The sequence below is a fragment of the Salana multivorans genome (assembly GCF_003751805.1).
Taxonomy (GTDB): domain Bacteria; phylum Actinomycetota; class Actinomycetes; order Actinomycetales; family Beutenbergiaceae; genus Salana; species Salana multivorans.
Window position 1 is genome coordinate 1004707 of the sequence record NZ_RKHQ01000002.1, and the last position, 22733, is coordinate 1027439.

Genomic DNA, 22733 nt, shown 5'->3' on the forward strand with positions numbered 1-22733 from the left:
GGCGTCGAAAGTACGGTGGCAGCATGAGGCAGATCCCGGTGCTCGGTGGTCGGTTCGTCGGACGCAGGTCCGAGCTGGCCTCCGTGAGACGCGCGTTGCAGCGGGGCGAGGTCGTCACGCTGCACGGTCCGGGCGGCGCGGGCAAGACCCGGCTGGCCGTCGAGATCATCGAGGCCCGCAGGCGACGCGGCGGCGGGACGGTCTTCGTCGACCTCGGGCCGGTCAACGCTCCGGAGCTCGTCCAGCCCGCCTTCGCGTCGGCCGTCGGGGTGTCCCCCGCGCCGGGCAGCGCCGTCGACCGGGCGCTGCGGGCCCTCGCCGAGCGGTCCGACCTCGTCGTGCTCGACAACTGCGAGCACGTCCTGGACGAGTGCCGCACCCTGATCGGCCGGATCAGGGCCGAGGTGCCCGACGCGCGGGTGCTCACGACGTCGCGCGAGGTGCTGGGGCTTCCCGGCGAGTGCGTCGTCGGCGTCGGGGCGCTGCCGCTGGACCGCGGACCCGGACACCTGAGCGACGCCGAGACGCTCTTCCTCGACCGGGCGGCCCGCGTGGACGCGGCTCAGGACCCGTCCGAGCTGGACCTCGACCTGGTGAGGCAGGTCTGCGAGCGTCTGGACGGCAACCCGCTGGCGATCGAGCTCGCGGCGGCGCGCCTGGCCGTCCTGTCGCTCACCGAGCTGGCGGAGCGGGTCGAGGACCCGCTCCAGCTCCTGCGACAGCAGGGCGGCGGCCGACGCCTGCCCTCCATGGAGGACTCGCTCGACTGGACCTTCGAGCTGTGCTCACCGCGCGGTCAGGCGATGTTCCTCGACGCCAGCGTGTTCCGGGGCTCCTTCACGGTCGCCGCGGCGGAGGCGGTCACCGGGGCCGGGCCGGACGCACTCGACGTCCTGCACGAGCTCGTCGCGAAGTCCGTCCTCCTCACCGTCCGCGGCACGGGCCCGCGGCGCTTCCGCATGCTCGAGGTCGTCCGGCGCTACGCCGCGTCGCGACTGCGCGCCACGGGGCGCCTCGACCGGCTCCGGCACGCCCACGCCGCCTGGTACGCCGGGCGGGGCGCCGACCTGGAGCTGCGCTGGCTCGGCCCGGGACAGCTCGACCGGTTCCACCAGGCGCAGGCCGACCTGCCCAACACGCGGGCGGCGCTCGAGCACGTCCTCGGCCGCCCCGCCGGGCCGGACGCCGACCTGCTGCTCGGACTGGCGGTGCTGCCGAACCCGCAGCAGTGGTGGACGGCGGGACTCGTCGAGGAGGGACGGATCTGGCTCGACCGGGTGCTGGCGGTGGCGAGCGACCCCGACCTGCGAGCCCGCACCCTCTACGCCGGCACGACCTACGCGGCCGCGCTCGGCGACGAGGCCGGGACCCGCGAGCTGCTCGCGGCCTCCGTCGAGATCGCGGCCCGGCTCGACCGCCCGGAGGACCGGTCCGGGGTCGCGTTCGTCCGGGGCTTCGTCGCCCTCCTGTCGGGCGACCCGGTCGAGGCCCGGCGGATCGCGCGGGACGGGCTGCGCGAGCTCGCGGAGGACTCGGTCGAGCCGACGGCCTTCCGGCTGCTCCAGGTCCTGACCTACGCCCAGCACCTCCTCGGCGAGACGGACGAGACGGCGGCCGCGTGCCGGGAGGTGCTGCGGCGCTCGGACCTGTGCCAGGACGAGGTCTACTACCGGTCGTTCGCCCAGCACGTGCTCGGCGCGCTCGCCTGGCGCGAGGGCGACCTCGACGGGGCGTGCGCCCTCCTGACCCGCGCGCTCGGCGTCATGGGCGAGGTCCCGCTGCGGCCGGAGAACACCGACGCGCTCGTCGTGGCCGCGAACGTCGCGTACGAGATCGGCGAGCCGGGTGCCGCCGCCCGGCTCCTCGGCGCGACGGAGACGACGCGGCGGACCGAGATCCCGCTGACCCCGGGGCAGCACGCGCTCGCCGTCACCCTCGGCCAGCGCTACGCCGAGCTGCGGCGCGACCGTCCGGACGAGTGGGCGCTGGGTCGCGAGCTGACGCCGGCCGCGGCCTGCGACCTCGCGCTGGAGGTCCTCTCGCCGCGGGTGCCGGAGGACGGGAGGGCGGGAGACGGCGAGCCGCTGCCCGCGTGGCTGCTGACGCCCCGGGAGGTCGAGGTGGCGCGGCTGCTCCTGCTCGGCAGCACCAACCGTCAGATCGCCGCGCACCTCACGGTGTCCGTGCGGACGGCGGAGGGCCACGTCGAGCGCCTCCGGGTGAAGCTCGCGGCCTCGTCGCGACGGGAGATCGTCGCGCGGCTCCGGGTGAGCGGCTTCGCCCGCGCCGACGAGGAGCGCTAGTCCTCGCGCGCGGCAGCCGGCGCGGCGCTGGGTCGGAGCCCGGCGCGGCGCTGGGTCAGTGCCCGGCGCGGCGGGCGGCGACGCGGTCGCTCAGCGCGCCGATCCCGTGCTCGATCGGCTCGGCGATCGTCTCGAGGCGGTGCTCGATGGCCTCGGGGACGGTGACGTAGCCGGGCGCGTGCTCGGCGTCGGCGAGGATGTCGACGAGCGAGACGGTGTCGCCGTCGGCGGCCTCGCGGTGCTCGGTGAGGATGCTGGTCCGCTCGCCGCCCTGCGTCGCCAGGTTCGCTCGCAGCCACGTGCCCCAGCCCTGCTCGGGGCGACGGCGGACGACCATGACCACGAGCGCGACCGCGGCGAGGACGAGGGCGACGAGGAGGGTCCACACGACTGAGGTGAGCATGCGTCCAGTATCACCGCGCGGGCGTCACCAGCTCGGGCAGGAAGGCCGGTGACCGCGTGAAAGGTTGGTGAGATCCCTCACGCGGGGTTCACACGGCGTCCTCGACGTCGTCCTCCCGCTCGATCCGCTGGGAGATGATGGCGGTGACGCCGTCGCGCATCGTGACGCCGTAGAGGGCGTCCGCCACCTCCATCGTCCGCTTCTGGTGGGTGATGACGATGAGCTGGGAGTCGTTGCGCAGCTCCGTGAAGATCTCCAGCAGCCGGCCGAGGTTCGTGTCGTCGAGGGCCGCCTCCACCTCGTCCATGACGTAGAACGGACTCGGCCGCGCCTTGAAGATGGCGACCAGCAGCGCCACGGCCGTGAGCGAGCGCTCCCCGCCGGACAGCAGGGAGAGCCGCTTGACCTTCTTGCCGGGCGGGCGCGCCTCCACCTCGATGCCGGTCGTGAGCATGTCGTCCGGCTCGGTGAGCACCAGCCGCCCCTCCCCGCCGGGGAAGAGCCGGGAGAACACACCGCGGAACTCGCGCTCGGTGTCGACCCACGCCTCGGTGAACACCTGCTCGACGCGTTCGTCGATCTCGCGGACGATCTCGAGGAGGTCCGCGCGCGACTTGCGCACGTCCGCGACCTGCTCGACGAGGAAGGCGTGCCGCTCCTCCAGCGCCGCGTGCTCCTCCAGCGCGAGCGGGTTCACCCGGCCCAGCAGCGCGAGAGCGCGCTCGGCGGCCCGCAGCCGCTTCTCCTGCGCCGCGCGGTCGAACGGGACGGTCGGGAGGGTGCCGTCGTCGTCGAGCGGCTCGGCGTCCAGGACCGGCACCGGCACCTGGGGCCCGAACTCCTCCAGCAGCGCCTCCGGGTCGACCGCCAGCTCGTCGAGGCTGCGCCGCTCCAGCTCCTCGACCCGCAGGCGGTGCTCGGCGCGCGCCAGCTCGTCGCGGTGGAACGCCTCGGTCACCTCCCGCAGCCGGGCGCTCAGGTGATCGGCGCGCGCGCGGGCCGAGGCGAGGTGCTCCTCGATCTCGCCACGCGCGTGCTGTGCCTGGTCGCGCTCGTCGGCCGCCCGCGCGAGCGAGCCGTCGAGGAGCTCGAGCGCCCGGGCCGCGATCTCGCGGACCTGGTCGGCGACGGCCGCCCGCGCCTGCCGCCGCCGCTCGAGCTGCTCGGCGCGCGCCCGCGCCTCGCGCTCCGCCCGCGCCGCGCGCTCCAGGCTGGCCACCCGGCCGTCGGCGGCGCGCTGCCGCTCCTCGACCGTCCGCAGCACCAGTCGGGCGTCCGTCTCGGTCGCGCGCGCGGCCCTGGCCGCCTCGGCAGCACGGTCCCGGGCGGCGCTCGCCGCGTCGAGGTCGTCGGAGGACTCGGTCGGCTCGGCCTGCGCCCGCTCCAGCCGGTCCGCCAGCTCGGCCAGCTCCGCCTCGCGCTCGACGCGACCGGTCGTCGCGGCCTCGATCGCCTGCTCGGCCCGCTCGGACTCGCCCTTGGCGGCGCGGATCGCGGCCGAGAGCCGGCCGAGCCGCTCGGCCACGGCGGTGTAGGCGGCGTCGGACTCGTGCAGCGCCGCGAGCGCCGCCTCGACGTCACGCGCGGCCGCGGCGAGCGGGTCGGCCAGGGCCGCGAGGGCGAACCGCGACCGGTCGGCCCGCGCGAGCGCGGCGTCCCGGGTCGCGACGGCCTCGTCGCGGGCCGCCGTGAGGGCGAGCACGTCGGCGCCCGACCCCGTGCCGCCGGCCAGGTGGGTCGGGGCGACGACGTCTCCGTCGCGCGTCACGGCCAGGCGGACGCCGCGGACCGCGCTCGCGCCGTCCGCGCCGCGCACGAGCCCGAGGCCGGCCGCGAGATCCGGCACGAGCACGACCCCCGTCAACGCCGCGCGCAGCGCCGCCGCGACCACGGGCTCCGCGCTCACGACGTCGAGCGCCCACACGGCGTCCTCGGGCAGGTGGGCGTCCGCCGGGGTCGTGGCCTCGAAGGCCGTGCTGCCGTCGACGGCGCTCCCGTCGACGGGCTCCGCGAGGAGGAGGACGGCGCGGCCGGCCTCGTGCTCTCGGACCCAGCCGAGGATCGACGCGGCGGCGTCGGCGTCCCGGGCGACCACACCGTCCACGAGCGGCCCGAGCGCGGCGGCGACCGCACCCTCCCAGCCCGGCGTCACGGTGAGGTGGTCGGCCAGCGCGCCGAGGACGCCGTCCGGCCCGTCCTGCGCGAGCAGGACGCCGGCGGCGTCGCCCCGCTGCAGCGAGAGGGCGAGGGCGTCGATGCGGGCGGTGAGGCGGTCGGCCTCGGCGGTCGCGACGCGCTGCTCCTCCGCGAGCGCGTCGCGCTCGGCCTCGAGCTCGGCCAGCCGGGACTGCGCGGCCTCGTGCGCCTCGTCCAGCCCCTCCTCGCCCTCGCCGAACCCGGTCGCCTGCAGCTCGAGCTCCGCGAACTCCAGCTCGGCCTCGCGCCGGCGGGCGGCGGTCTGCTCCCGGACGGCGTCGAGCCGCTCCAGCTCGGCGGCCTGCGCCTCGAGCCGCGACCGCACGGCACCCACCTGACCGGCGAGCCGGGCGAGGCCCTCGCGGCGGTCGGCGACGGCGCGGTGCACGGCGGCCAGCTCGCGCTCCGCGGCGAGCGCGGCCGACTCGGCCTCCTGCCGCGCGGCGACGGCGGCGGTCAGCGCCTCCTGGGCGGCCGCGAGCTCGGCGGCGATGCCCCGGGCGTGGACACGGGCGCGCTCGGTCTGGGCGTCGAGGTCGTCGGGATCGGGGCCGGTGGGCTGCGCCTGCGCGACGCCGAGCAGTCGGCAACGTTCCTGCGCGAGGGTCGCGGTCCCGCGCAGCCGTTCCCGCAGACCGGACAGGCGGTACCAGACCTCGGTCGCCTCGGCCACGGCCGGAGCCAGGCGCGCGGCCTCGGCCTCGGACCGCGCCAGCACGTCGCGCGCGGCCGCGAGCTCGGCCTCGATCTCCTCGCGGGTGCGGGTGAGCACCGCGACGTCCGCCGACTCCTGGTCGTGCGCGGCGCGGGCGGCCGCGAGGTCGTCGGCGAGCAGGCGGGACCGGGCGTCGCGCAGGTCGGCCTGGACGACCGCCGCCCGACGCGCGACCTCGGCCTGCTTCGCCAGCGGGCCGAGCTGGCGCCGGATCTCGGTGACGAGGTCGCTCAGCCGCGCCAGGTTTGCCGCGACCTGCTCCAGCTTGCGCAGCGCCTTCTCCTTGCGCCGACGGTGCTTGAGGATCCCGGCGGCCTCCTCGATGAAGCCGCGCCGTTCCTCGGGTGTCGCGCGCAGGACGGCGTCGAGCTGCCCCTGCCCGACGATGACGTGCATCTGCCGGCCGAGGCCGGAGTCCGAGAGCAGCTCCTGGATGTCCAGGAGCCGGCAGGGCGTGTTGTTGATCGCGTACTCCGAGCCGCCCGAGGCGAACATCGTGCGCGAGATCGTCACCTCGGTGTAGTCGATCGGCAGCGCGCCGTCGGAGTTGTCGATCGTGAGCGAGACCTCGGCGCGACCCAGCGCCGGACGGCTCGCGGTACCGGCGAAGATGACGTCGGCCATCGCGCCGCCGCGCAGCGTCTTGGCCCCCTGCTCGCCCATCACCCAGGCGAGCGCGTCGACGACGTTCGACTTGCCCGACCCGTTCGGACCGACGACGCAGGTGATCCCCGGCTCGAGCGTCAGGGTGGTCGCCGACGCGAAGGACTTGAATCCTCGCAGCGTCAGCGTCCTCAGGTACACGGCAGGAAGCCTAGTCGGCGGCGCCGCCGGCCGCCCTCCCGGCGTCGGTGCCCCCGCACCCCCCACCTCCGACATCGGGGTGGGCTCGATCGCCATTCACGATGCGATCCACCCCGTTGTCGGAGCAGGAGCAGGTGCGGGCGTCGACCCAGGTGCGGGTGCCGACCCGTTGTCGAAGCAGGAGCAGGTGCGGGCGTCGAGGATCAGGCGAACCAGAGCGCGATCTCGCGGGCCGCAGCCTCCGGGGAGTCCGAGGCGTGCACGAGGTTGCGGTGCACCGGCGCGTCCGTGGCCGAGGCGAGGTCGCCGCGCACGGAGCCCGGCAGGGCGAGCGTCGGGTCGGTCGCGCCGATGAGCGTGCGGATCCCCTCGATGACGCGGTGGCCCTCGATCACCGCGGCGACGAGCGGCCCCGAGGCCATGAACTCGGCGAGCGGCGCGTAGAACGGCTTGCCGACGTGCTCGGCGTAGTGCTGCTCCAGCAGCTCGGCGTCGGCGGTGCGCAGCTCCAGGGCGACGATCCGGTACCCCTTCGCCTCGATCCGGGCGAGGATCTCGCCGACGAGGTTGCGGGCGACGCCGTCGGGCTTGACGAGGACGAGGGTCTGCTGGGGCTGGCTCACGAGCACCAGAGACTACCGGCCGGCGTCCCGCGCGCCGCGGTCCGCCCAGTAGTCGAGCTCGCCCTGGTACCGCTCGGCGCGCTCGACGTCGATCCTGCGCCCGACGACGAGCGAGACCACCCACAGCAGGGCGAAGGTGACGGCGACCGCGAGCAGGTGGACGCGCAGGTCGGCCACGAGCGCGCCGGCGAGCAGGAACGCCACCTGGATCGCGCTGCCCGCGACGTATCCGGCGACGCCGCGGAGCATGCCGGCGGCGAGGAAGCAGACGAGCGCCCCGCCGATGCCGACCGCCAGCAGCACCGGACCGGACGCGGTCCGCATCCCGTACGCGGCGAGCGTCGCGAAGAACACGACGAACGCCTGGCAGGCGAGCACGGTCGCGCAGAACATCCGCCGGGCCGACCGGGGTGGACGCGGCGGCCCCCCGGCGGGCGTCGGGTCCGCGGCCTCCGGCGCGCCGGACCCGTCCCGCGGCGCCTCGGGGGTGCCGGGGTCGGTGGGGCCCGTGGGGTGCTCGGTCACGGTCACAGCTCGCCGAACCCGTCCTCGAACGCCGCGACGACGGACGCGAGCGCCGCGGCGGCCTGCGGCCCCGTGGCCACGACCTGCGCGGTCGCGCCAGCGGCGAGGCCGAGCCCCATGAGCGAGAGCAGGCTGGAGGCGTCGACGCCGTCGAGCGTCACGGCGGCGTCGAACTCGGCGACCTGCCGGGCGAGGAGCGCGGCCGGCCGGGCGTGCAGCCCCTCCGGGTTGACGACGGTCACCGTCGCCCGAGCCTCGCCGTCGGTCGCCGGGCCGGCGTCGGCGGCCGCGTCGAGCTCCGTCCCCGCGAGCGGGTCGATCGCGCCGGCATCCTCGGCGTCGCCGCCGGCGGAGAGTGGAGCGCCGGCAGCCGGGAGCTGGTCCGCGAGCTCGCGCGTCGTCCGCGCGACCACGGCGACGACGCCGGCGGCATCCGCCCCGGTCTGCGCGGCGACGGCCCCGGCGACGGTGCCCTCGACGAAGGCTCCGGTCGCGAGGTGCAGCCGCGGGTCCTCCGTCAGGTCGAGCACGGCCTCGGCCGTCATCCGCGCCGACCCGAGGTCGGCGAGCACGACGACCCCGGAGCACCCGGCCTCGAGCACCTCCTGGACCGCGGCCTCGACGACGTCGAACCCGGTGCCGAGCCGGCCGTCCGAGGTCCCGCCAGCCGGCCGCAGCACGACGTCGGGCGCCATCTGCCCCGCGAGGTCGGCGAGACCGGAGGCGAGGGCCGCCGAGTGCGAGACGAGCACGAGGCCCGTCCCGCGACCCGGCTGCGACCCGGCCACGCTCAGCTCTCGGCCGCGGCGCGCGCCGCGGCATCGAGCAGGAGCGCCGTCGAGGCGGCGCCCGGGTCCTTGTGACCCGCGCTGCGCTCGCCGAGATAGCTCGCCCGGCCCTTGAGCGCGACGAGCGGGATGGTCGCCTCGGCACCCTCGCCCGCGGCGCGGGCGGCGGCGGCGAGCGCGTCGGCGGCCGAGCCACCGGCCGCGGCGACCTCGCTCGCGGCCGCCACGGCGGGCGTCCAGGCGTCGACCATCGTCTTGTCGCCGACGTTGGCCTTGCCGCGCGCGACGATGCCGCCGAGGGCCGCCTCGAGCAGCGCGTGGACGCCGGCCGCGTCGACGTCGGCGACGTCGCTCACCTTGGCCGCGCGCAGGAAGGCGGTGCCGTACAGCGGACCGGCCGCGCCGCCGACCGTCGACATGAGGGTCGTCGCCACGAGCTTGAGGATGCCGCCGACGGTCGTCGCCTCGCTGGCCTGGACGGCCGCGTCGGCGGCGGTGAACCCGCGGGCGAGGTTCTCGCCGTGGTCGCCGTCGCCGATCTCCCGGTCCAGCTCGGACAGCTCGACCCGGTGCGCCAGGACGTCCGCCGTCGCGAGGGCGATGAAGCGCCGCGCCCAGGCGACGTCGATGGTCGATCCGTCGGGTGCTCCGGTCGGGGTTCCTGCGTCAGTCGTCACAGTCCCCACCGTAGCGCCGCGGTCCGGACGGGGGCGTCGTAGAGCTCGGTCAGCTCGTCGTCGAGACGCAGCACGGTGACCGACGCGCCCTGCATCTCCAGCGAGGTCACGTAGTTGCCGACGAGCGAGCGAGCCACCTCGGCCCCCATCGCCTCGAGCCGCTGCCGCGCGTGCAGGTAGACGATCGACAGCTCCGACGCCGGCGTCCCGCCCATCCCGTTGACGAGCAGGAGCACCTTCTCCCCCGCGGCGAGGCCGAGGTCCTCGACGACCGGGTCGAGCAGCATGTCGGTGATCTCGTTCGCCGAGGCGATCGGGATGCGGTGCCGGCCGGGCTCGCCGTGGATGCCGATGCCGATCTCGATCTCGTCCTCGCCCAGCTCGAACGAGGGCTTGCCGGCGTGCGGGACGGTGCAGGCCGTGAGCGCGACGCCCATCGAGCGGACGTTCGCGTTGACCCGCTCGGCGATCGAGAGGACGCCGGCGAGCGAGTCCCCGCGCTCGGCGGCCGCCCCCGCGATCTTCTCGACGAGGACGGTGCCGGCGACCCCGCGGCGCCCGGCCGTGTAGAGGGAGTCCTCGACCGCGACGTCGTCGTTCACGATGATCGTGGCGACCTCGATGTCCTCGGCGTCGGCCAGCTCCGCCGCCGTCTCGAAGTTGAGGACGTCGCCCGTGTAGTTCTTGACGATGTGCAGGACGCCGGCCCCGCCGTCGGCGGCGCGGGTCGCCTCGAGGATCGGGTCGGGGGTCGGCGAGGTGAACATGGCGCCCGGCACGGCCGCGTCGAGCATCCCGACGCCGACGAACCCGGCGTGCAGCGGCTCGTGCCCGCTGCCACCGCCGGAGATCACGCCGACCTTGCCCTGGACGGCGCCCCCCACGCGCGCGACGACCAGCCCGTCGAGCTGGGTCACGATGTCGGAGTGGGCCGCCACGAAGCCGGCGACGGCCTCGCTCGTGACGTCCTGCGGATCGTTGATGAGCTTCTTCACGGCTCGCTCCCTTGCGTCGGTTCGTCCTCGGCCGCGCAGGCCGCGCGGCGCCGCCGGGTCCTGCGGACCCACCTCATACTCTGCCGCGCCGGGGGCGAAGTTGGAACACCCCGGAGGACGCGAGGATCCTCCGGGGTGGCACGGGCGCGGTCCGCGCCGTCAGGGAAGCGGCGGGCGGCACAGGACGAGCTCGACCGGCTCGGCGTCACCCGCGTCCTCGACCGTCACGTCCCCCCACGCCGCCGGGACGAGCAGCGTCTGGCCCACCGTCACCTCGACCGGCTCGACGCCTCCGCCGGGCTCTCCGGAGCCGTGTCCGACCAGCCGTCCGACACCGTGCGTCACGACGACGACCGCAAAGCCGGCCGGCCACGCGTCGCCGGCACCGAGCCGGTCCGCGCGGAAGAACGCCGCGCCCCCGGGCAGCAGCTCGCCGCGGGTCCCGGCCCGCGCCTGGACGAGGGCGCGCACGTCGTCGGCGGAGCTGGCGCGGCGGTCGACCGCACCGAGCGCCGTGGGGAAGCCGAGGCCGAGGTGACCGTCCCGCGGGCCGTCGATCGCGAAGTCCTGCCACTCCATGAGGATCGAGAGGTCCGTCGGCTCCTGCAGCTCGACGACGAGCGCGCCCGCGCCGATCGCGTGGGCGGTGCCGGCGGGCACGAGGACGGCGTCACCCGCGGAGACCTCGAGGTGGTGCATCGCGCCGAGCATCCCGGCGACGTCCTGCTCACCGACCCACCGGTCGAGCTCCTCGCGCGAGACGTCGCGCGTGAAGCCGAGCCCGACCCGGCACGGCGCGAGCACGATCCAGGCCTCCGTCTTGCCGTGGGCGAGCCCGAGGTGCTCGCGCGCGAACGGGACGTCGGGGTGGACGTGGACGGGCAGCCGCTCCCCCGCGTCGAGGAGCTTGACGAGCAGGCCGACGTCGGCGCCGTACCGCTGGACGTGGGCGGCGCCGAGCCAGGCGACCGGGTCCGCCTCGACGGCCTCGCGCAGGAGACGGCCGTCGGGCAGGCGGCTGAGACCGAGCTCCCGCTCGCCGAACAGCGTCGTGCACGAGCCGACCCAGTCCTCCGGCGTGCGCAGCAGCGCGGACGCGTCGGGGGCGGGCAGCCGGGCTCCGTCGCGGAAGGCGGCGATGCGCTCGCCCCCGCGGTAGAAGCGGTCGGCTGGCTGGTTCGGCGCGAGGGTCACGGGGTGCACGGGTCCTCCTGGGACGGGGTCGGGGCTGCGGTCGGGCCGGCGGGAACGAGGGACGGCGACGCGGGGTCGACGTCGACGACGACGCGGGCGCGCAGCTCCTCGCCCGGCGCGAGGACGGGGGCGCCGGCCCACGGCCGGGTCCGCTCGGGGCCGAACAGCGCGGCGTTGGCCGGCTCGATCCCGAGCGCCCACGTGCCGGTCTGGGGGAAGCACCAGGTGTCGAGGCGCGGCAGCGTCGCCGTCGTCCAGGTGACGCGGGCGCGGGGCGCGCCGTCCGGACCCGTCAGGACCGCGACGGCGGTGTCGGTCGCCGTCGCGGCGTCCCAGGCGGGGCTGCGGTGCTCGGCGACGACCGGAGCGTGGCCGGGGTCGGCGCCCGGGACGTCCAGCGCCGTGCGACCCTCCGGCAGCGGCTCGCGCGTGCGGGTGGTCAGCCGCCCGTCCCCCGCGTCGACCTCGACCCGGCCGCCGGGAGCGAGCAGCGGCGCGCCGAGGTTGACGTGGTAGAGCAGCGCGATCCCGGCCGAGGCGGCGCCGGCGTTGCGCCACACGTCGTCGACCGTGACGGCACCCGACCCGGTCGCGACGCGGATGGTGCGCCGGACGACGAGCCGCGGGCCGCCGAGGCTCGTGTGCGCGACGCTGCCGGAGACCTCGACGACGATCTCGCCGTCCCGCTCGACGCGGCGCCAGGTGACGTCGTGGGCCGGCGTGCCGTGGTGCGTCCCGTGCTGGCCGCGACCCTCGCGCGGCTCGCCGATGTTGTCCGGCCCGCAGGTGACGAGCAGCCCGCCGCGGAACCGCGACTCCCAGTCGGCCCACGGCCCGGGGTCGACCGGGTTCGGGGAGCGCCACGCGACGGGCACGCCCGCGTACCAGGCCTGGCCGAGGTCGAGGCCGTGGTCGAGCAGCACGTCGAGGTGCAGCCCGCCAGCCAGCCGGAGGCGCAGCACGCGCTCTCCCCCGGCGGCGACGACCTCGCCGACGTCCGCGACCAGGTCGACGAGCGGCGCGTAGCCGGCGGTCACGAGATCGGCCCAGCCGGACGGCTGCGGGGAGATGGGCACGGGGGCTCCTTCGGGTGCTGCGGGAGGGGTCGGGACCAGTCTGCCGCGGTTCCGGCCCCGGGTCAGCGGGTTGGCTCGGGGCGGGCGAGCGCCGCGACGAAGCCCCCGACGAACGTGTCGCCGAGCCCGATCGTCGTGGGGTCTGCCGTGACCAGCCGCAGGGCCGGCTCGACGACCAGACCGGGCACGAGGTCCGCGAGGGCGCCGGCGCGGGCGAGGTTGGCCGGGTCGGGGTCGAGGGCGGCGACGGCGTCGTAGCCGGCGCGGTCGAGGGCGTCACCGTGCAGGTAGCGCGCGCCAGCGGCCGTGATCCCGCCGCGCAGCGCCGGGCGCAGGGCCTCCGCGTCGTCCCCGACGGCGAGCGCCCACAGGCTCGAGTGGACGACGATGGTGCGCGCCGGGACGATGCGGCGCAGCTCGGCGAGGGCGCGCGCGACGTCGTCGACGTCCGCCGGGTCGACGGTCCGCCCGACGAAGGCCCCCAGCTCGTCCTCGTTCATCGAGTAGACATGCGCGAGCGGGGCCATGACCGCGGTGACGCGGGCGCGGAACGACTCGACGTGGTAGCCGGCCTCCTCCCAGAGCACGAGGGTGCCCGGGTCGAGCGAGGCGACGATGGCCCCGAGCTCGGCGAGCCGCTCCGCCAGGACGTCGGCCTCCTGGATCGCGTTGAGCGAGGACAGCACGAGGATGCGGGCGCGGCGAGCCGCCTCGGCGAGACCGGGCGCGAGGCGGAGCGCCCGGTTGGGCGGGTCGTTCGTCAGGATCACCCGGTTGGGCGCCGGCGTGCGGATCTCGCCGTCGGCCAGCTCGATGACCGCGTCCGCCGGGTACTGGACGATGAGGTGCGGGTCGAGGCTCGCCGAGTCGCCGTGGCGCAGCACCGCGACGCCCGGCGGCAGGAGCCGGCGCATCGTCGGGTCGACGTCGACGACCGCGACGGTCGCGGGGATGCCGAGGATCGCCATGAGGATCGCGGCGCGGATGTTGGTGCCGCCGAGCGTGACGCGGTGGGGGAACCGGTCCGCGAGCGCCCACGCGATCGCGGAGCTGGCGAGGAAGACCTCGTTGCCCCGGCCGCGCGCCATGAGCGCGAGCGTCACCCGGAGCGCCGAGCGGACGTCGAGGATCGGGACGAGGGGGTCGAGGTCGGCGAGACGGATCCCCTCCTCCCGTGCGAGCCGGCTCCACGTCTCGGCCGACCACGCGAGCTCGACGTCGACGGTCCCGGCCAGCCCCATGACGATCTCGCCGGCACCGGGATCGGGCCGGACGGGGCCGGGATCACCCGACGTCACGGTGTCGCCGGTGGTCGGAGCGGTCAGGGGCATGGGGGCGTCCTCGGTGGTGCTGGGGGTGGTGGAGGTGGCGTCGGGCGGCCGGTCCGGGCCCGGCGTGCGGGCTCGGTCCGGGGTGCGGTCCCGGGGGTCCGGCCGGCCGCCCGACGTGCTCGGCGACTAGTACAGCGCAGCCTTGCCCGCGGCGCCGAACAGGTCGATCTTCTGCGCGGCCACCTCCTTGAGGGCGGCCCGGCACGGGGGCTGGATCGCGTCGGGCTCGCGGAGCTGGGCGTCCTGGAGGATCTCGCGCTCCCGGTCGTAGTAGGCGATCTTGATGTCGCTGGAGATGTTGATCTTGTTGACCCCGCTGTGCGCGGCCTGACCGATCTCCGCGTCGGGGTTGTTCGACCCGCCGTGCAGGACGAGCGGCACCTCGACGACCCGGTTGATCTCCTCGAGCAGGTCGAGCTTGAGCTCGGGCTGCAGGTCGCTCGGGTAGATGCCGTGCCGCGTGCCGATCGCGATGGCGAGGGAGTCGACGCCCGTGCGCTCGACGAACGAGACCGCGTCGGCCGGGACCGTGTAGACGATCGAGTCGGCGCCCGACTCGGCGTAGGTGTCGGTCTTGCCGATCGTGCCGAGCTCGCCCTCGACGGAGACGCCGACGGCGTGCGCCGCGTCGACGACCTTCTTCGTGATCGCGACGTTCTCCTCGAACGGCAGGAGCGAGCCGTCGATCATGACGGACGTGAACCCGCCCTGGATCGCCTGGAGGATCTGCTCGTAGTCGGCGCCGTGGTCCCAGTGGATCGCGACGGGGACGGAGGCCTTGCGCGCGATCTGGATGACCGACGGCATGACGTCCCAGCCGAGGTTCGCGATCTCGTTCGGGTGGATCGCGATGATGAGCGGCGCCTGCTTCTCCTCGGCGATCTCGACGATCGCGCGGAGCATGGAGTAGTCGCTGACGTTGAAGGCCGGGACGGCGAAGTCGTTCGCGGCGGCGACGGCAAGCAGGTCCTTACCGGAAATGAGCATGACGGGGTCCTCTCGTGAGGTTGGGGAATCGGACGGACTTCGAGGGTTCGGGTGGCTCTGGCGAGCCGGGTCGGCGGCTCGGGCGGGTTCACGCTGGCGGCACAGGCATCAGACCTTGACCGCGCCGGCGGTCATGCCGCCGATGAAGTAGCGCTGGAAGAAGAGGAAGAGGATGAGGACGGGCAGGCAGCCCATGACGCTCATCGCCATCATCTGGTTCCACTCGTAGGAGTGCTGGCCCATGAGGAGCTGGATCCCGATGGGCACCGTGCGCATGTCCTCGGTCCTGGTCAGCGTGAGGGCGAACAGGAACTCGTTCCACGCGATCATGAAGGTGTAGACGCCCACCGACACCAGCCCGGGGACCGCGATCGGCACGAGCACCCGCCACAGCGCGGTCCACGACCCGGCCCCGTCGACCCGGACCGCCTCGTCCAGCTCCTTGGGCAGGGTGTTGAAGTAGCCCGTCAGCATGATGACCGCGTACGGGAGCGTGAACACCATGTAGGTGAGGATGAGACCGGGGTAGGTGTTGTAGAGCCGGAGCGCGACCATGAGCCCGAAGTACGGGATCAGCAGCGTGATCGGCGGCACCGCCTGGACGCTCACGATGACGACGTTGAGCGTTCGCTTGAGCGGGAAGTCGAACCGGCTGAACGCGTACCCCGCGAGGATCCCGACGAAGAGCGTCAGGACCGTCACGGCCCCGGCCACGACGTAGCTGTTGACGAAGAACCGGACCTTGACCGGGTCGGTCAGGATCGCGGTGAACGCGTCGAAGGAGAAGCTCGACGTGATGAGCTGCGGCGGCGACGCGAACATCTCGCCGTTCGTCTTGAACGAGCTCGACAGCATCCACAGCACGGGGAGGCCGGCGAACAGCGCGGCGACGAGGAGCGCGACGAAGGCGCCGATCGACTTGCCCGTGCTGGAGCGCCCGCGCCGCGGCACGTTCAGCGAGCGAGGGGCCGGGGTCCGCCCGGGGACGGCGTCGGTCGTCTCTGCGTAGGCCATCTCAGTCCCTCGCCTTCTGACTACGGGCGTAGAAGAACGCCAGGACCATGGACATGACGAGGATGACGACGGCGCTCGTCGCGGCCATCGCGAACTGGTACTTGGTGAACGCGAGCTTGTACGTGAAGGTGCTGAGCACCTCGGTCGCGTCGATGGGGCCGCCGCCCGTCGTCATCCAGATGAGCGCGAACTGCTGGGTCGTCCAGATGAAGTCGAGCAGCGCGAGGCTGATGAGCAGCGGGCGCAGCTGCGGGATGGTGATGTTGAAGAACCGCTGCCACCAGCCGGCGCCGTCGACCTTGGCCGCCTCGTAGAGGTCGCGCGGGATCCCCTGCAGCCCCGCGAGGAGGCTGATCATGTAGAACGGGTAGCCCGACCAGATGTTGATGAAGGTGACGGCCGCGAGCGCGGTCGCGGGGCTGGCGAGCCACTCGGTCTGCCCGCCCGTGAGGCCGACGGCCTCGAGGATGAAGTTCACCACGCCGTTGGGTGAGAGCAGCATCCGCCACAGCACCGCGATGATCGCGACGGTGAAGAGCCACGGCAGCACGAGGATGACGCGGAACGTCGCCTTGGTCCACGTCCCCAGCAGCTCGGTGTTCAGCAGCATCGCGAACGTGACGCCGAGGACGAGGTGGACGACGACGCTGACGGCCGTGAAGACGAACGTGTTCCTCGCGGCCTTCCAGAAGGCGCCGTCGCCGAGGATGTCGAGGTAGTTCGCCAGTCCGACGAGCTCGGGGTTCTTGTTGGTGATGACGTTGTCCATCACCGAGTACCCGATCACCATGACGATGGGCACCGCCATGAGGACGAGCAGGAGCAGGATCGTCGGGGAGAGGTACCCGAACGGGGTGAGCAGCCGGCCCCAGTGGAGCCGGCGGGGGCGCTGCGACGGCGTCCCCAGCCCAGCCGGCCGGCTGGGAGTCGTGACGGTCATGCGGACCTCCTAGGTCGAGGGTCGCGCCCGCCGGACGCCCGAGGTCGCTCGGACGTCCGGCGGGAGCACGGGGCTGGACCTAGAACTCGGCTTCCCAGGACTTCTGGGCGTTGGCGAGGGCGTCCTCCATCGGCTGGTCACCGTTGAGGGCCTTCTGGAACTCCTGCGAGAACTGGCGCATGAGCTCCTCGGCGACGGGCAGGCCCGTGAACTCGTTGGCCGGGTAGCCGGCCTGGTAGATCTCGAACGCCTTCTCGATCAGCGGGTCGGCGTCCGCGAAGTCGGGCTTGGAGCCGACGTTGCCGGGGAAGGCGTTCGCCATCGTCGAGAGCTCGGAGTTGGTGGACTCGCTCATGAGGAACGAGACGAGCTTCCACGCCTCCTCCTTGTGGTCGCTGTTGTCCGCGACGCCGATGCCCCACGAGGCGTAGGGGATGCCCCGCTCGCCGTCGTAGCCGTCCTGCGCCGGGATGGCCGAGATGCTGAACTCGAGGTCGGGGTTCGCCTCGCGGATCAGGTTGATGTGGGCGAGGGAGTCGATCATCATGCCGACGCGGCCGTTGGTGAACTCCTCGACCATGTCCTGCTCCTTCATGGTGAAGGCGCCGGGCGCGGTGACCCCGTCGTCCCAGAGCTGCTGCAGGAACGCCATGGCCGACGAGACGTCGTCGTTGGTGAGGTCGGGCTGGCCGTCCTTGAGCATCGAGCCGCCCGACGCCCACACCCAGGACATGACGTTGTTCTGGATGCCGCTCGGCTGCTCCAGCGAGAGCGGGAAGATCCACCCGGGCTGGCTCGTGGCGTCCTTGATCTTCTGGGCCGCGGCCGAGAACTCGGAGCGGTTCGACGGGATCGAGGTCACGCCGGCGTCCGCCAGCAGGGCGTCGTTCGTGTAGAGCGGGTAGACGAAGTTGACGACCGGGATCATGTAGGTCGCGCCGTCGACCTGGATCTGGCTCGCCAGCTCGGAGTCGTCGTAGCCGAACTCGCTCATGAGCGCCGTGAGGTCGGCGATGGAGCCCTGCTTGGCGAAGTCGTAGACCCACGCGCCGTCGAGGCCGACGACGTCCGGCATCGTGCCGGCGGCGGCGCTGGCGATCACCTGCTCCTTGGTCGACGCGTACGGGCCGGACAGGAGCTCGACCTTGATCCCCGGGTTCTCGGCCTCGAACTTGTCGATGAGCGCGCGGAACTCACCGCTCGGGAGCTCCGGCTCCCACCACTGCTGGAACTCGAGCGTGACCTGCTCGCCGCCGCCGTCACCACCCGTCGACCCGCCGCCGTCCCCCGTCGACGTACCGCCGCCCGATCCGCCACCGCACGCGGCGACGAGACCGACGGCAGCGAGACCCGCAACCGATGCGAGCCAGTGCTTCCGACTGACCATGACTCTCCTCCTTGAGACGCACAACCACGCGCATTCGTGCGCGGTGCCGCAACCGTACTGCCGATTTATGCGTCTCGGCAAGCCGAGGTGTGCCGAAGTGTGCAACGAATCGGTAACGAAAGCCGCGCGAACCAGCATCGAGAGGTGCGTGAACCGGCAGGGAGGGGCACGGATCCGGGTCGCTCCCACCCCTGGGCGCGTCGATCCGGGGTGGGGCGTCGTCAGCGCGCGGGCGGGCCGAGCCCGGCGGCCGCGTGGGCCGGGCTCAGCGTGCGGGTGGGCCGCACCCGGCGCTAGGGGGTGATGACCTCGACGCCCGCGGCGGCGAGCGCCTCGGCGAGCTCGCCCTCGGGTGCCCGCTCGGTGACGAGGTAGTCGGCGGCCTCGAACGAGGCGATCCGCGCGAAGAGCTGGCGGCCGAACTTCGAGGAGTCCGCGAGGACCGCGACCTTCGCGGCGCGGTTGATCATCCCGGCCATCATCGCGGCCTCGCCGAGGTTGCTGGTCGACCAGCCCTGCTCGACGGAGACCGCCCCGACCGCGATGAGCGCGAGGTCGGCGCGGATGTGCACGTCGCCGGGGTTCTCGGCGGACTCGAACACGACGGGGCCGACCGTCGCCTGCGAGACGAACCGCACGGTGCCGCCGATGAGGTAGAGGTCGCGGACGCACTCGGGGCTGATCTCCTGCGGCAGGCGCAGGTTGTTCGTCGCGATGGTCAGCTCCCGGTGGCCGCGCAGGTGCCGGGCGAGGGCGAGCGTCGTCGTGCCGGAGTTGACCGTGATGGCGGTGTTGTCCTCGACGAGGCCCGCGGCCAGCTCGCCGATCCGCTCCTTCGCCTCGGCCTGGACGCGGATGCGCACGTCGAGCGCCGAGTCGGGCTTGGGGAACCCGGAGAGGCTGACGGCTCCCCCGTGCGTGCGGAGCAGGACGCCGTCGGCGTCGAGCCGGTCGAGGTCGCGCCGGATGGTGTCGGGCGACACCTCGAACCGCTCGGCGAGCTGCGCGACCGTCACCTCCCCCACGCCGTTGACGTAGGACGCGAGCTCGGCCTTGCGCCCGGCGGGAAGCCGCCTACCCGTGCTGATGGTCTCACTCCCCTGCGTCGTTGCCATGTCGCCGTTCTAACACAAAACCGCATGAAGTCGCATCGTGGGCGAGTGCCAACCGACGACACGGGCGTCGCCCGGGGCGACCGTTCGGCCACCCCGGGCGACGCCCGGTGCGATCCTCAGCGCGGCAGCGCGGCCGGCGAGCGGAACACGACGGGCGTGTAGTCCGCCGCCTTCCCCGCCTGGCCGAACACGACCATCCGCTCCGCCACCATGTCCGACATCGCGGTCCGTCCGGCGCTCGCCGCGGGCGCGGGGTCGGCGGCGAGCGGGGTCGAGGCGAGGTGCGCGCGCATCGCGGCCGCGTAGGCCATGTGCGAGTCCATGCCCTGGTTGATCTTCGTGACGCCGAGCGTCGTGGAGCGGGCCTTCTCCTCCTCCGGGACGCCCCACGACTCCGGGAGCGCGCCGCCGTGGGCGTTGATGATCTCGCGCAGGTGCGCCGGCAGCGACGACGAGCCGTGCATGACGAGGTGCGTGCCGGGGATCCGGCCTGCGATCTCCTCGATCAGGTCCATGTGCAGCACGGTCGAGTCGGGCGGGCTGGTGAACTTGTATGCGCCGTGCGACGTGCCGATGGCGACGGCGAGCGCGTCCACGCCGGTGCGCGCCACGAACTCGGCGGCCTCGTCCGGGTCGGCGAGGACGATCTCGGCGTGCGTGGCGCCGTCCTTCGACCCACCGATCGTGCCCAGCTCGCCCTCGACGGAGACGCCGCGCTCGTGCGCGTACTCGACCACCCGGAGCGTGACGGCGATGTTGTCGTCGAAGCTCATCGGCTGGTGCGTCTCGGGGTCGAGGCTGCCGTCGATCATGACGCTGGAGAAGCCGGCGTCGATGGCGCGGAAGCAGGTCTCGGCGTCCGGCCCGTGGTCCAGGTGCACGACGACCGGGACGTCCTCGTAGTGGTCGACCGTCCGCAGCAGCAGGTCCCAGAACAGCTCGTCGGAGGCGAAGGCGGAGGCTCCGGCGATCGTCTGGACGATGACGGGCGACGCGGTGCGACGCGCGGCGTCGAGCACGGCCTCGACCTGCTCGATGTCGGTGACGTTGAACGCGCCGACGCCGTAGCCGCCGGCTCGGGCATGGTCGAGGACCTCGCGGAGTGTACAAAGTGCCATGGGCGGCGGCCTTTCGCTTGCCGGATCGTCGCGCCCACGCCCCCGGACCGGGGCGTCGGACGCCTGGGACAGACGTTGAGTAGAGTAACAGAACGAATGCTAGTTGGCTTCTAATCATTTCGTTCTGTGATGCCGCCGGACCCTCCGGCGGCCGCGGACGACCGCGCCGAAGGGCGCGAGGCCGGACATGGGAGGAGCACCGTGAACGAGGACGTGCTGGTCGGGGTCGACATCGGCAGCTCGCGGGTCAAGGCCGCCGCGTACCGCCGCGACGGGACGCTCGCGGCGATCGCCGACGCGCCGACACCGGTCGTGACGCACGCCGAGGGGGACGACTTCCCGGTGCTGGAGATGCTGGCCGCCGCGGCCGGCGCCGTCCGGGGACTCCGGCTCCCACCTGCGTCGATCGTCGGTCTCGCGGTCACGTCGATGGGCGAGGTCGGCACGGTCCTCGCCGACGACGGGCTGCGGGACGTCGTCTTCCCGTCCTGGTACGACGGACGCGGGGTCGACGTCGTCGACCACCTCGAGCTGACGTGGGGCGCGCGCGAGCTGCGCGACCGGACCGGCCGGCACGCGCGGCTGGTCTCGACCGTCGCCAAGCTCGGCTCCGTCCCGTCCGTGCCCGCCGGCACCTTCGTCGGAGTTGCGGGTGCTTTCGTCTGGCAGCTCACGGGAGAGGCGTGGCAGGAGGCGTCGCTGGCCGCGTCGAGCGGGGTGTACGACGTCGTGCGACGCACGTACCTCGACGACGTCTGGGCGAGCGCCGGGCTCGCGCACGTCGCCCTGCCGCCGGTGCGGCGGCCTGGCGCGTGGAGCCCGGCGAGCACCGACCTGGCGACCGAGCTCGGCCTCGCGCCCGGCGCCCCCGTCGTGATCGCCGGCCACGACCACCCGGTCGCCTCCCTCGGGGCCGGCGCGCGACCCGGCGAGGTGGTCGACTCGATCGGGACGGGCGAGGCGGTCATCGCCGTCGTGCGCCCCGACCTCGCCGCCGACCCGGACCACCTCCCATCGCTCCTCGACCTCGACCCGTACCTGAGCGTCGAGATGTGGCCGTCGACCGGGGAGCAGCTCGTCGTCTGGGAGCGGATGCGGCCGGGTCTCGCGATGCGCACGTTCCTGGACCGGGCGGACCTCGACCGCACGACGCTCGACGCGACCGCGCCCGCCCCGCGCGCGCCCCGCCGCGTCGACGAGGAGGTCTCGCTCGCGCTCGAGGCCGGCCGAGCGGTCGACCTGGCCTACGACGCCACCGCCTGGGGCGAGCTCACCGACTACTACGTCCTGCTCGCGCAGCGCGGCGAGCTGCTGGTGCGCCGGGTGACGGGCGCCGACGGCGCCACCGTCCTCACCGGCGGCGGGCTGCGCTCGCCGCGGTGGCGCGCGGCCAAGGCCGAGCTGGCGACGACCGGCGTGGACGTCTCGACGGTGACCGAGACCGCGACCCGCGGCTGCGCAGCGATGGTCGGCGTCGCCAGCGGCTGGTGGGAGCAGGCGGAGGCGATGCCGGGCACGGGGCGCGTGCACGTGCGCCCCGGCGCCGTCGACGCCATGGACCGCGCGGCGCAGGTGCTCGGTGGCTGAGCTCGGCGCGGCCCCCCGGGTGCCGATCCCGGCGTTCGACGCGGTACCGGTGTACCCTCGCACCGTGCATGCTTCCCAACGTCGCGAAGCGATTCTGGCGGCGGTTTTCGCCCGTGGGACCGTTCTTACCAGGGACCTCGCCGCCCAGCTCAACGTCTCCGAGGTGACGATCCGCAACGACTTCGAGGCGCTGGAGAAGCAGGGACGGGTCGCCCGCGTGCACGGCGGCGTCACGATGTCCGAGGTCCCCCTCATGGGGTTCGCGGCCCGCTCGGGACAGAACGTCGAGGCGAAGCAGCGGATCTCGGCGGCGGCCGCCCGGCTCATCAGCGACGGCTCGACCATCATCCTCGACTCCGGGACGACCATCTTCGAGCTGGCGCGCCAGCTCCCCACGGTCTCCGACCTCGTCGTCCTGACGCCGGGGATCAACATCGCGCTCGCGCTCATGGAGGTCTCCGGGGTGCACGTCCGCCTCCTCGGCGGCCGCGTCGCCCCCGGGATCGCCGCGACGGTCGGTTCGGCCCGTCAGCAGGGCATCGAGGGCGAGATCGCCCACCTCGCGTTCCTCGGCGCCGGCGCGATCGACGCCGACCACGACGTCGTGGAGGGCTCGCTCGACATCGCCGAGTCCAAGCGGACGCTCGCCGGGACGGCCCGGCGACGCGTGCTGCTCGCCGACTCCACCAAGTGGTTCACGTTCGACCGGCACAAGGTGATGAACGTGGCCGACTTCGACACCGTCATCACCGACGACGCCATGCCCGAGTCGACGCGGGAGGCGATCCGCGCGACCGGCACCGAGCTCATCGTCGCCTGACCCCTTCCCGCGCGGGTCGGCCGAGCCCAGCCGCGCGTGCACGCGTGCAGCCCGGCCTGCGGCCGGGGGGCTGGGCCGGCCAACGGACCGGAGCCCGACCGCGACGGGACTCGAAGCACGCCTGCGCCAGGGTGT

19 protein-coding genes are annotated in these 22733 nt (G+C 74.0%); 3 read left to right on the top strand and 16 right to left on the bottom strand.

Annotated features, from left to right (window positions below):
* Nucleotides 1-23 precede the first annotated feature (23 nt).
* On the top strand, nt 24-2303 hold the full coding sequence (locus tag EDD28_RS16685; protein ID WP_123740824.1) for an ATP-binding protein: 2280 nt from the start codon (nt 24-26) through the stop codon (nt 2301-2303).
* A 55-nt stretch (nt 2304-2358) separates the two neighbouring features.
* Here EDD28_RS16685 and EDD28_RS16690 read toward each other — a convergent pair whose 3' ends face one another.
* From EDD28_RS16690 to EDD28_RS16765, 16 genes are all read right to left on the bottom strand, one after another.
* Nucleotides 2359-2706, bottom strand: coding sequence for a hypothetical protein (locus tag EDD28_RS16690; RefSeq protein WP_123740825.1), 348 nt, complete (start codon nt 2704-2706; stop codon nt 2359-2361).
* Between the two features lie 88 nt (nt 2707-2794).
* Nucleotides 2795-6421, bottom strand: coding sequence for a chromosome segregation protein SMC (gene smc / locus EDD28_RS16695; RefSeq protein WP_123740826.1), 3627 nt, complete (start codon nt 6419-6421; stop codon nt 2795-2797).
* Nucleotides 6422-6624: 203 nt separating this feature from the next.
* Nucleotides 6625-7044 (bottom strand): nucleoside-diphosphate kinase, encoded by a 420-nt coding sequence (ndk, locus tag EDD28_RS16700; protein WP_123741002.1) that lies wholly within the window; start codon nt 7042-7044, stop codon nt 6625-6627.
* Nucleotides 7045-7056: 12 nt separating this feature from the next.
* Nucleotides 7057-7569 (bottom strand): DUF4233 domain-containing protein, encoded by a 513-nt coding sequence (locus EDD28_RS16705; protein WP_148059654.1) that lies wholly within the window; start codon nt 7567-7569, stop codon nt 7057-7059.
* Nucleotides 7570-7571: 2 nt separating this feature from the next.
* A complete protein-coding gene (gene dhaM, locus EDD28_RS16710) occupies nt 7572-8357 on the bottom strand; it encodes a dihydroxyacetone kinase phosphoryl donor subunit DhaM (RefSeq protein WP_245968138.1) in 786 nt (261 codons plus the stop codon).
* Between the two features lie 2 nt (nt 8358-8359).
* Nucleotides 8360-9034: a dihydroxyacetone kinase subunit DhaL gene (gene dhaL / locus EDD28_RS16715; protein WP_123740828.1), complete on the bottom strand. Its 675-nt coding sequence runs from the start codon at nt 9032-9034 to the stop codon at nt 8360-8362.
* On the bottom strand, nt 9031-10029 hold the full coding sequence (dhaK, locus tag EDD28_RS16720) for a dihydroxyacetone kinase subunit DhaK (protein WP_123740829.1): 999 nt from the start codon (nt 10027-10029) through the stop codon (nt 9031-9033). Before dhaK ends, dhaL begins: the two co-directional genes overlap by 4 nt.
* Before the next feature lie 159 nt (nt 10030-10188).
* Nucleotides 10189-11232: a class I mannose-6-phosphate isomerase gene (locus EDD28_RS16725; protein WP_123740830.1), complete on the bottom strand. Its 1044-nt coding sequence runs from the start codon at nt 11230-11232 to the stop codon at nt 10189-10191.
* On the bottom strand, nt 11220-12299 hold the full coding sequence (locus tag EDD28_RS16730) for a DUF4432 family protein (protein WP_170169532.1): 1080 nt from the start codon (nt 12297-12299) through the stop codon (nt 11220-11222). The genes EDD28_RS16725 and EDD28_RS16730 overlap by 13 nt, the downstream gene beginning before the upstream one ends.
* 62 nt (nt 12300-12361) lie before the next feature.
* On the bottom strand, nt 12362-13630 hold the full coding sequence (locus tag EDD28_RS16735) for an ADP-dependent glucokinase/phosphofructokinase (protein ID WP_123740832.1): 1269 nt from the start codon (nt 13628-13630) through the stop codon (nt 12362-12364).
* Between the two features lie 126 nt (nt 13631-13756).
* Nucleotides 13757-14617 (bottom strand): ketose-bisphosphate aldolase, encoded by an 861-nt coding sequence (locus tag EDD28_RS16740; RefSeq protein ID WP_123740833.1) that lies wholly within the window; start codon nt 14615-14617, stop codon nt 13757-13759.
* A 108-nt stretch (nt 14618-14725) separates the two neighbouring features.
* Entirely contained in the window at nt 14726-15631 is a 906-nt protein-coding gene (locus tag EDD28_RS16745; RefSeq protein ID WP_123740834.1) for a carbohydrate ABC transporter permease, read from the bottom strand.
* A 1-nt stretch (nt 15632) separates the two neighbouring features.
* Entirely contained in the window at nt 15633-16571 is a 939-nt protein-coding gene (locus tag EDD28_RS16750; RefSeq protein WP_123740835.1) for a carbohydrate ABC transporter permease, read from the bottom strand.
* A 79-nt stretch (nt 16572-16650) separates the two neighbouring features.
* A complete protein-coding gene (locus EDD28_RS16755; RefSeq protein WP_123740836.1) occupies nt 16651-17958 on the bottom strand; it encodes an ABC transporter substrate-binding protein in 1308 nt (435 codons plus the stop codon).
* 293 nt (nt 17959-18251) lie between these two features.
* Nucleotides 18252-19073 (bottom strand): DeoR/GlpR family DNA-binding transcription regulator, encoded by an 822-nt coding sequence (locus EDD28_RS16760; protein WP_211339258.1) that lies wholly within the window; start codon nt 19071-19073, stop codon nt 18252-18254.
* A 116-nt stretch (nt 19074-19189) separates the two neighbouring features.
* Complete coding sequence (locus tag EDD28_RS16765) at nt 19190-20191, bottom strand: ketose-bisphosphate aldolase (RefSeq protein WP_123740837.1); 1002 nt, start codon at nt 20189-20191, stop codon at nt 19190-19192.
* Between the two features lie 201 nt (nt 20192-20392).
* Between EDD28_RS16765 and EDD28_RS16770 the strand changes: the two genes are divergently transcribed.
* Entirely contained in the window at nt 20393-21778 is a 1386-nt protein-coding gene (locus EDD28_RS16770) for an FGGY family carbohydrate kinase (protein WP_170169533.1), read from the top strand.
* 64 nt (nt 21779-21842) lie between these two features.
* Entirely contained in the window at nt 21843-22598 is a 756-nt protein-coding gene (locus EDD28_RS16775) for a DeoR/GlpR family DNA-binding transcription regulator (protein WP_170169534.1), read from the top strand.
* Nucleotides 22599-22733: the final 135 nt, after the last annotated feature.

Excerpts from the sequence above, each read along its gene's own strand:
- EDD28_RS16760 (WP_211339258.1), bottom strand. The coding sequence starts at position 19,073 with ATGGCAACGACGCAGGGGAGTGAGACCATCAGCACGGGTAGGCGGCTT.
- EDD28_RS16685 (WP_123740824.1), top strand. The coding sequence starts at position 24 with ATGAGGCAGATCCCGGTGCTCGGTGGTCGGTTCGTCGGACGCAGGTCC.
- EDD28_RS16740 (WP_123740833.1), bottom strand. The coding sequence starts at position 14,617 with ATGCTCATTTCCGGTAAGGACCTGCTTGCCGTCGCCGCCGCGAACGAC.
- EDD28_RS16755 (WP_123740836.1), bottom strand. The coding sequence starts at position 17,958 with ATGGTCAGTCGGAAGCACTGGCTCGCATCGGTTGCGGGTCTCGCTGCC.
- EDD28_RS16735 (WP_123740832.1), bottom strand. The coding sequence starts at position 13,630 with ATGCCCCTGACCGCTCCGACCACCGGCGACACCGTGACGTCGGGTGAT.
- EDD28_RS16745 (WP_123740834.1), bottom strand. The coding sequence starts at position 15,631 with ATGGCCTACGCAGAGACGACCGACGCCGTCCCCGGGCGGACCCCGGCC.
- EDD28_RS16765 (WP_123740837.1), bottom strand. The coding sequence starts at position 20,191 with ATGGCACTTTGTACACTCCGCGAGGTCCTCGACCATGCCCGAGCCGGC.
- EDD28_RS16750 (WP_123740835.1), bottom strand. The coding sequence starts at position 16,571 with ATGACCGTCACGACTCCCAGCCGGCCGGCTGGGCTGGGGACGCCGTCG.
- EDD28_RS16690 (WP_123740825.1), bottom strand. The coding sequence starts at position 2,706 with ATGCTCACCTCAGTCGTGTGGACCCTCCTCGTCGCCCTCGTCCTCGCC.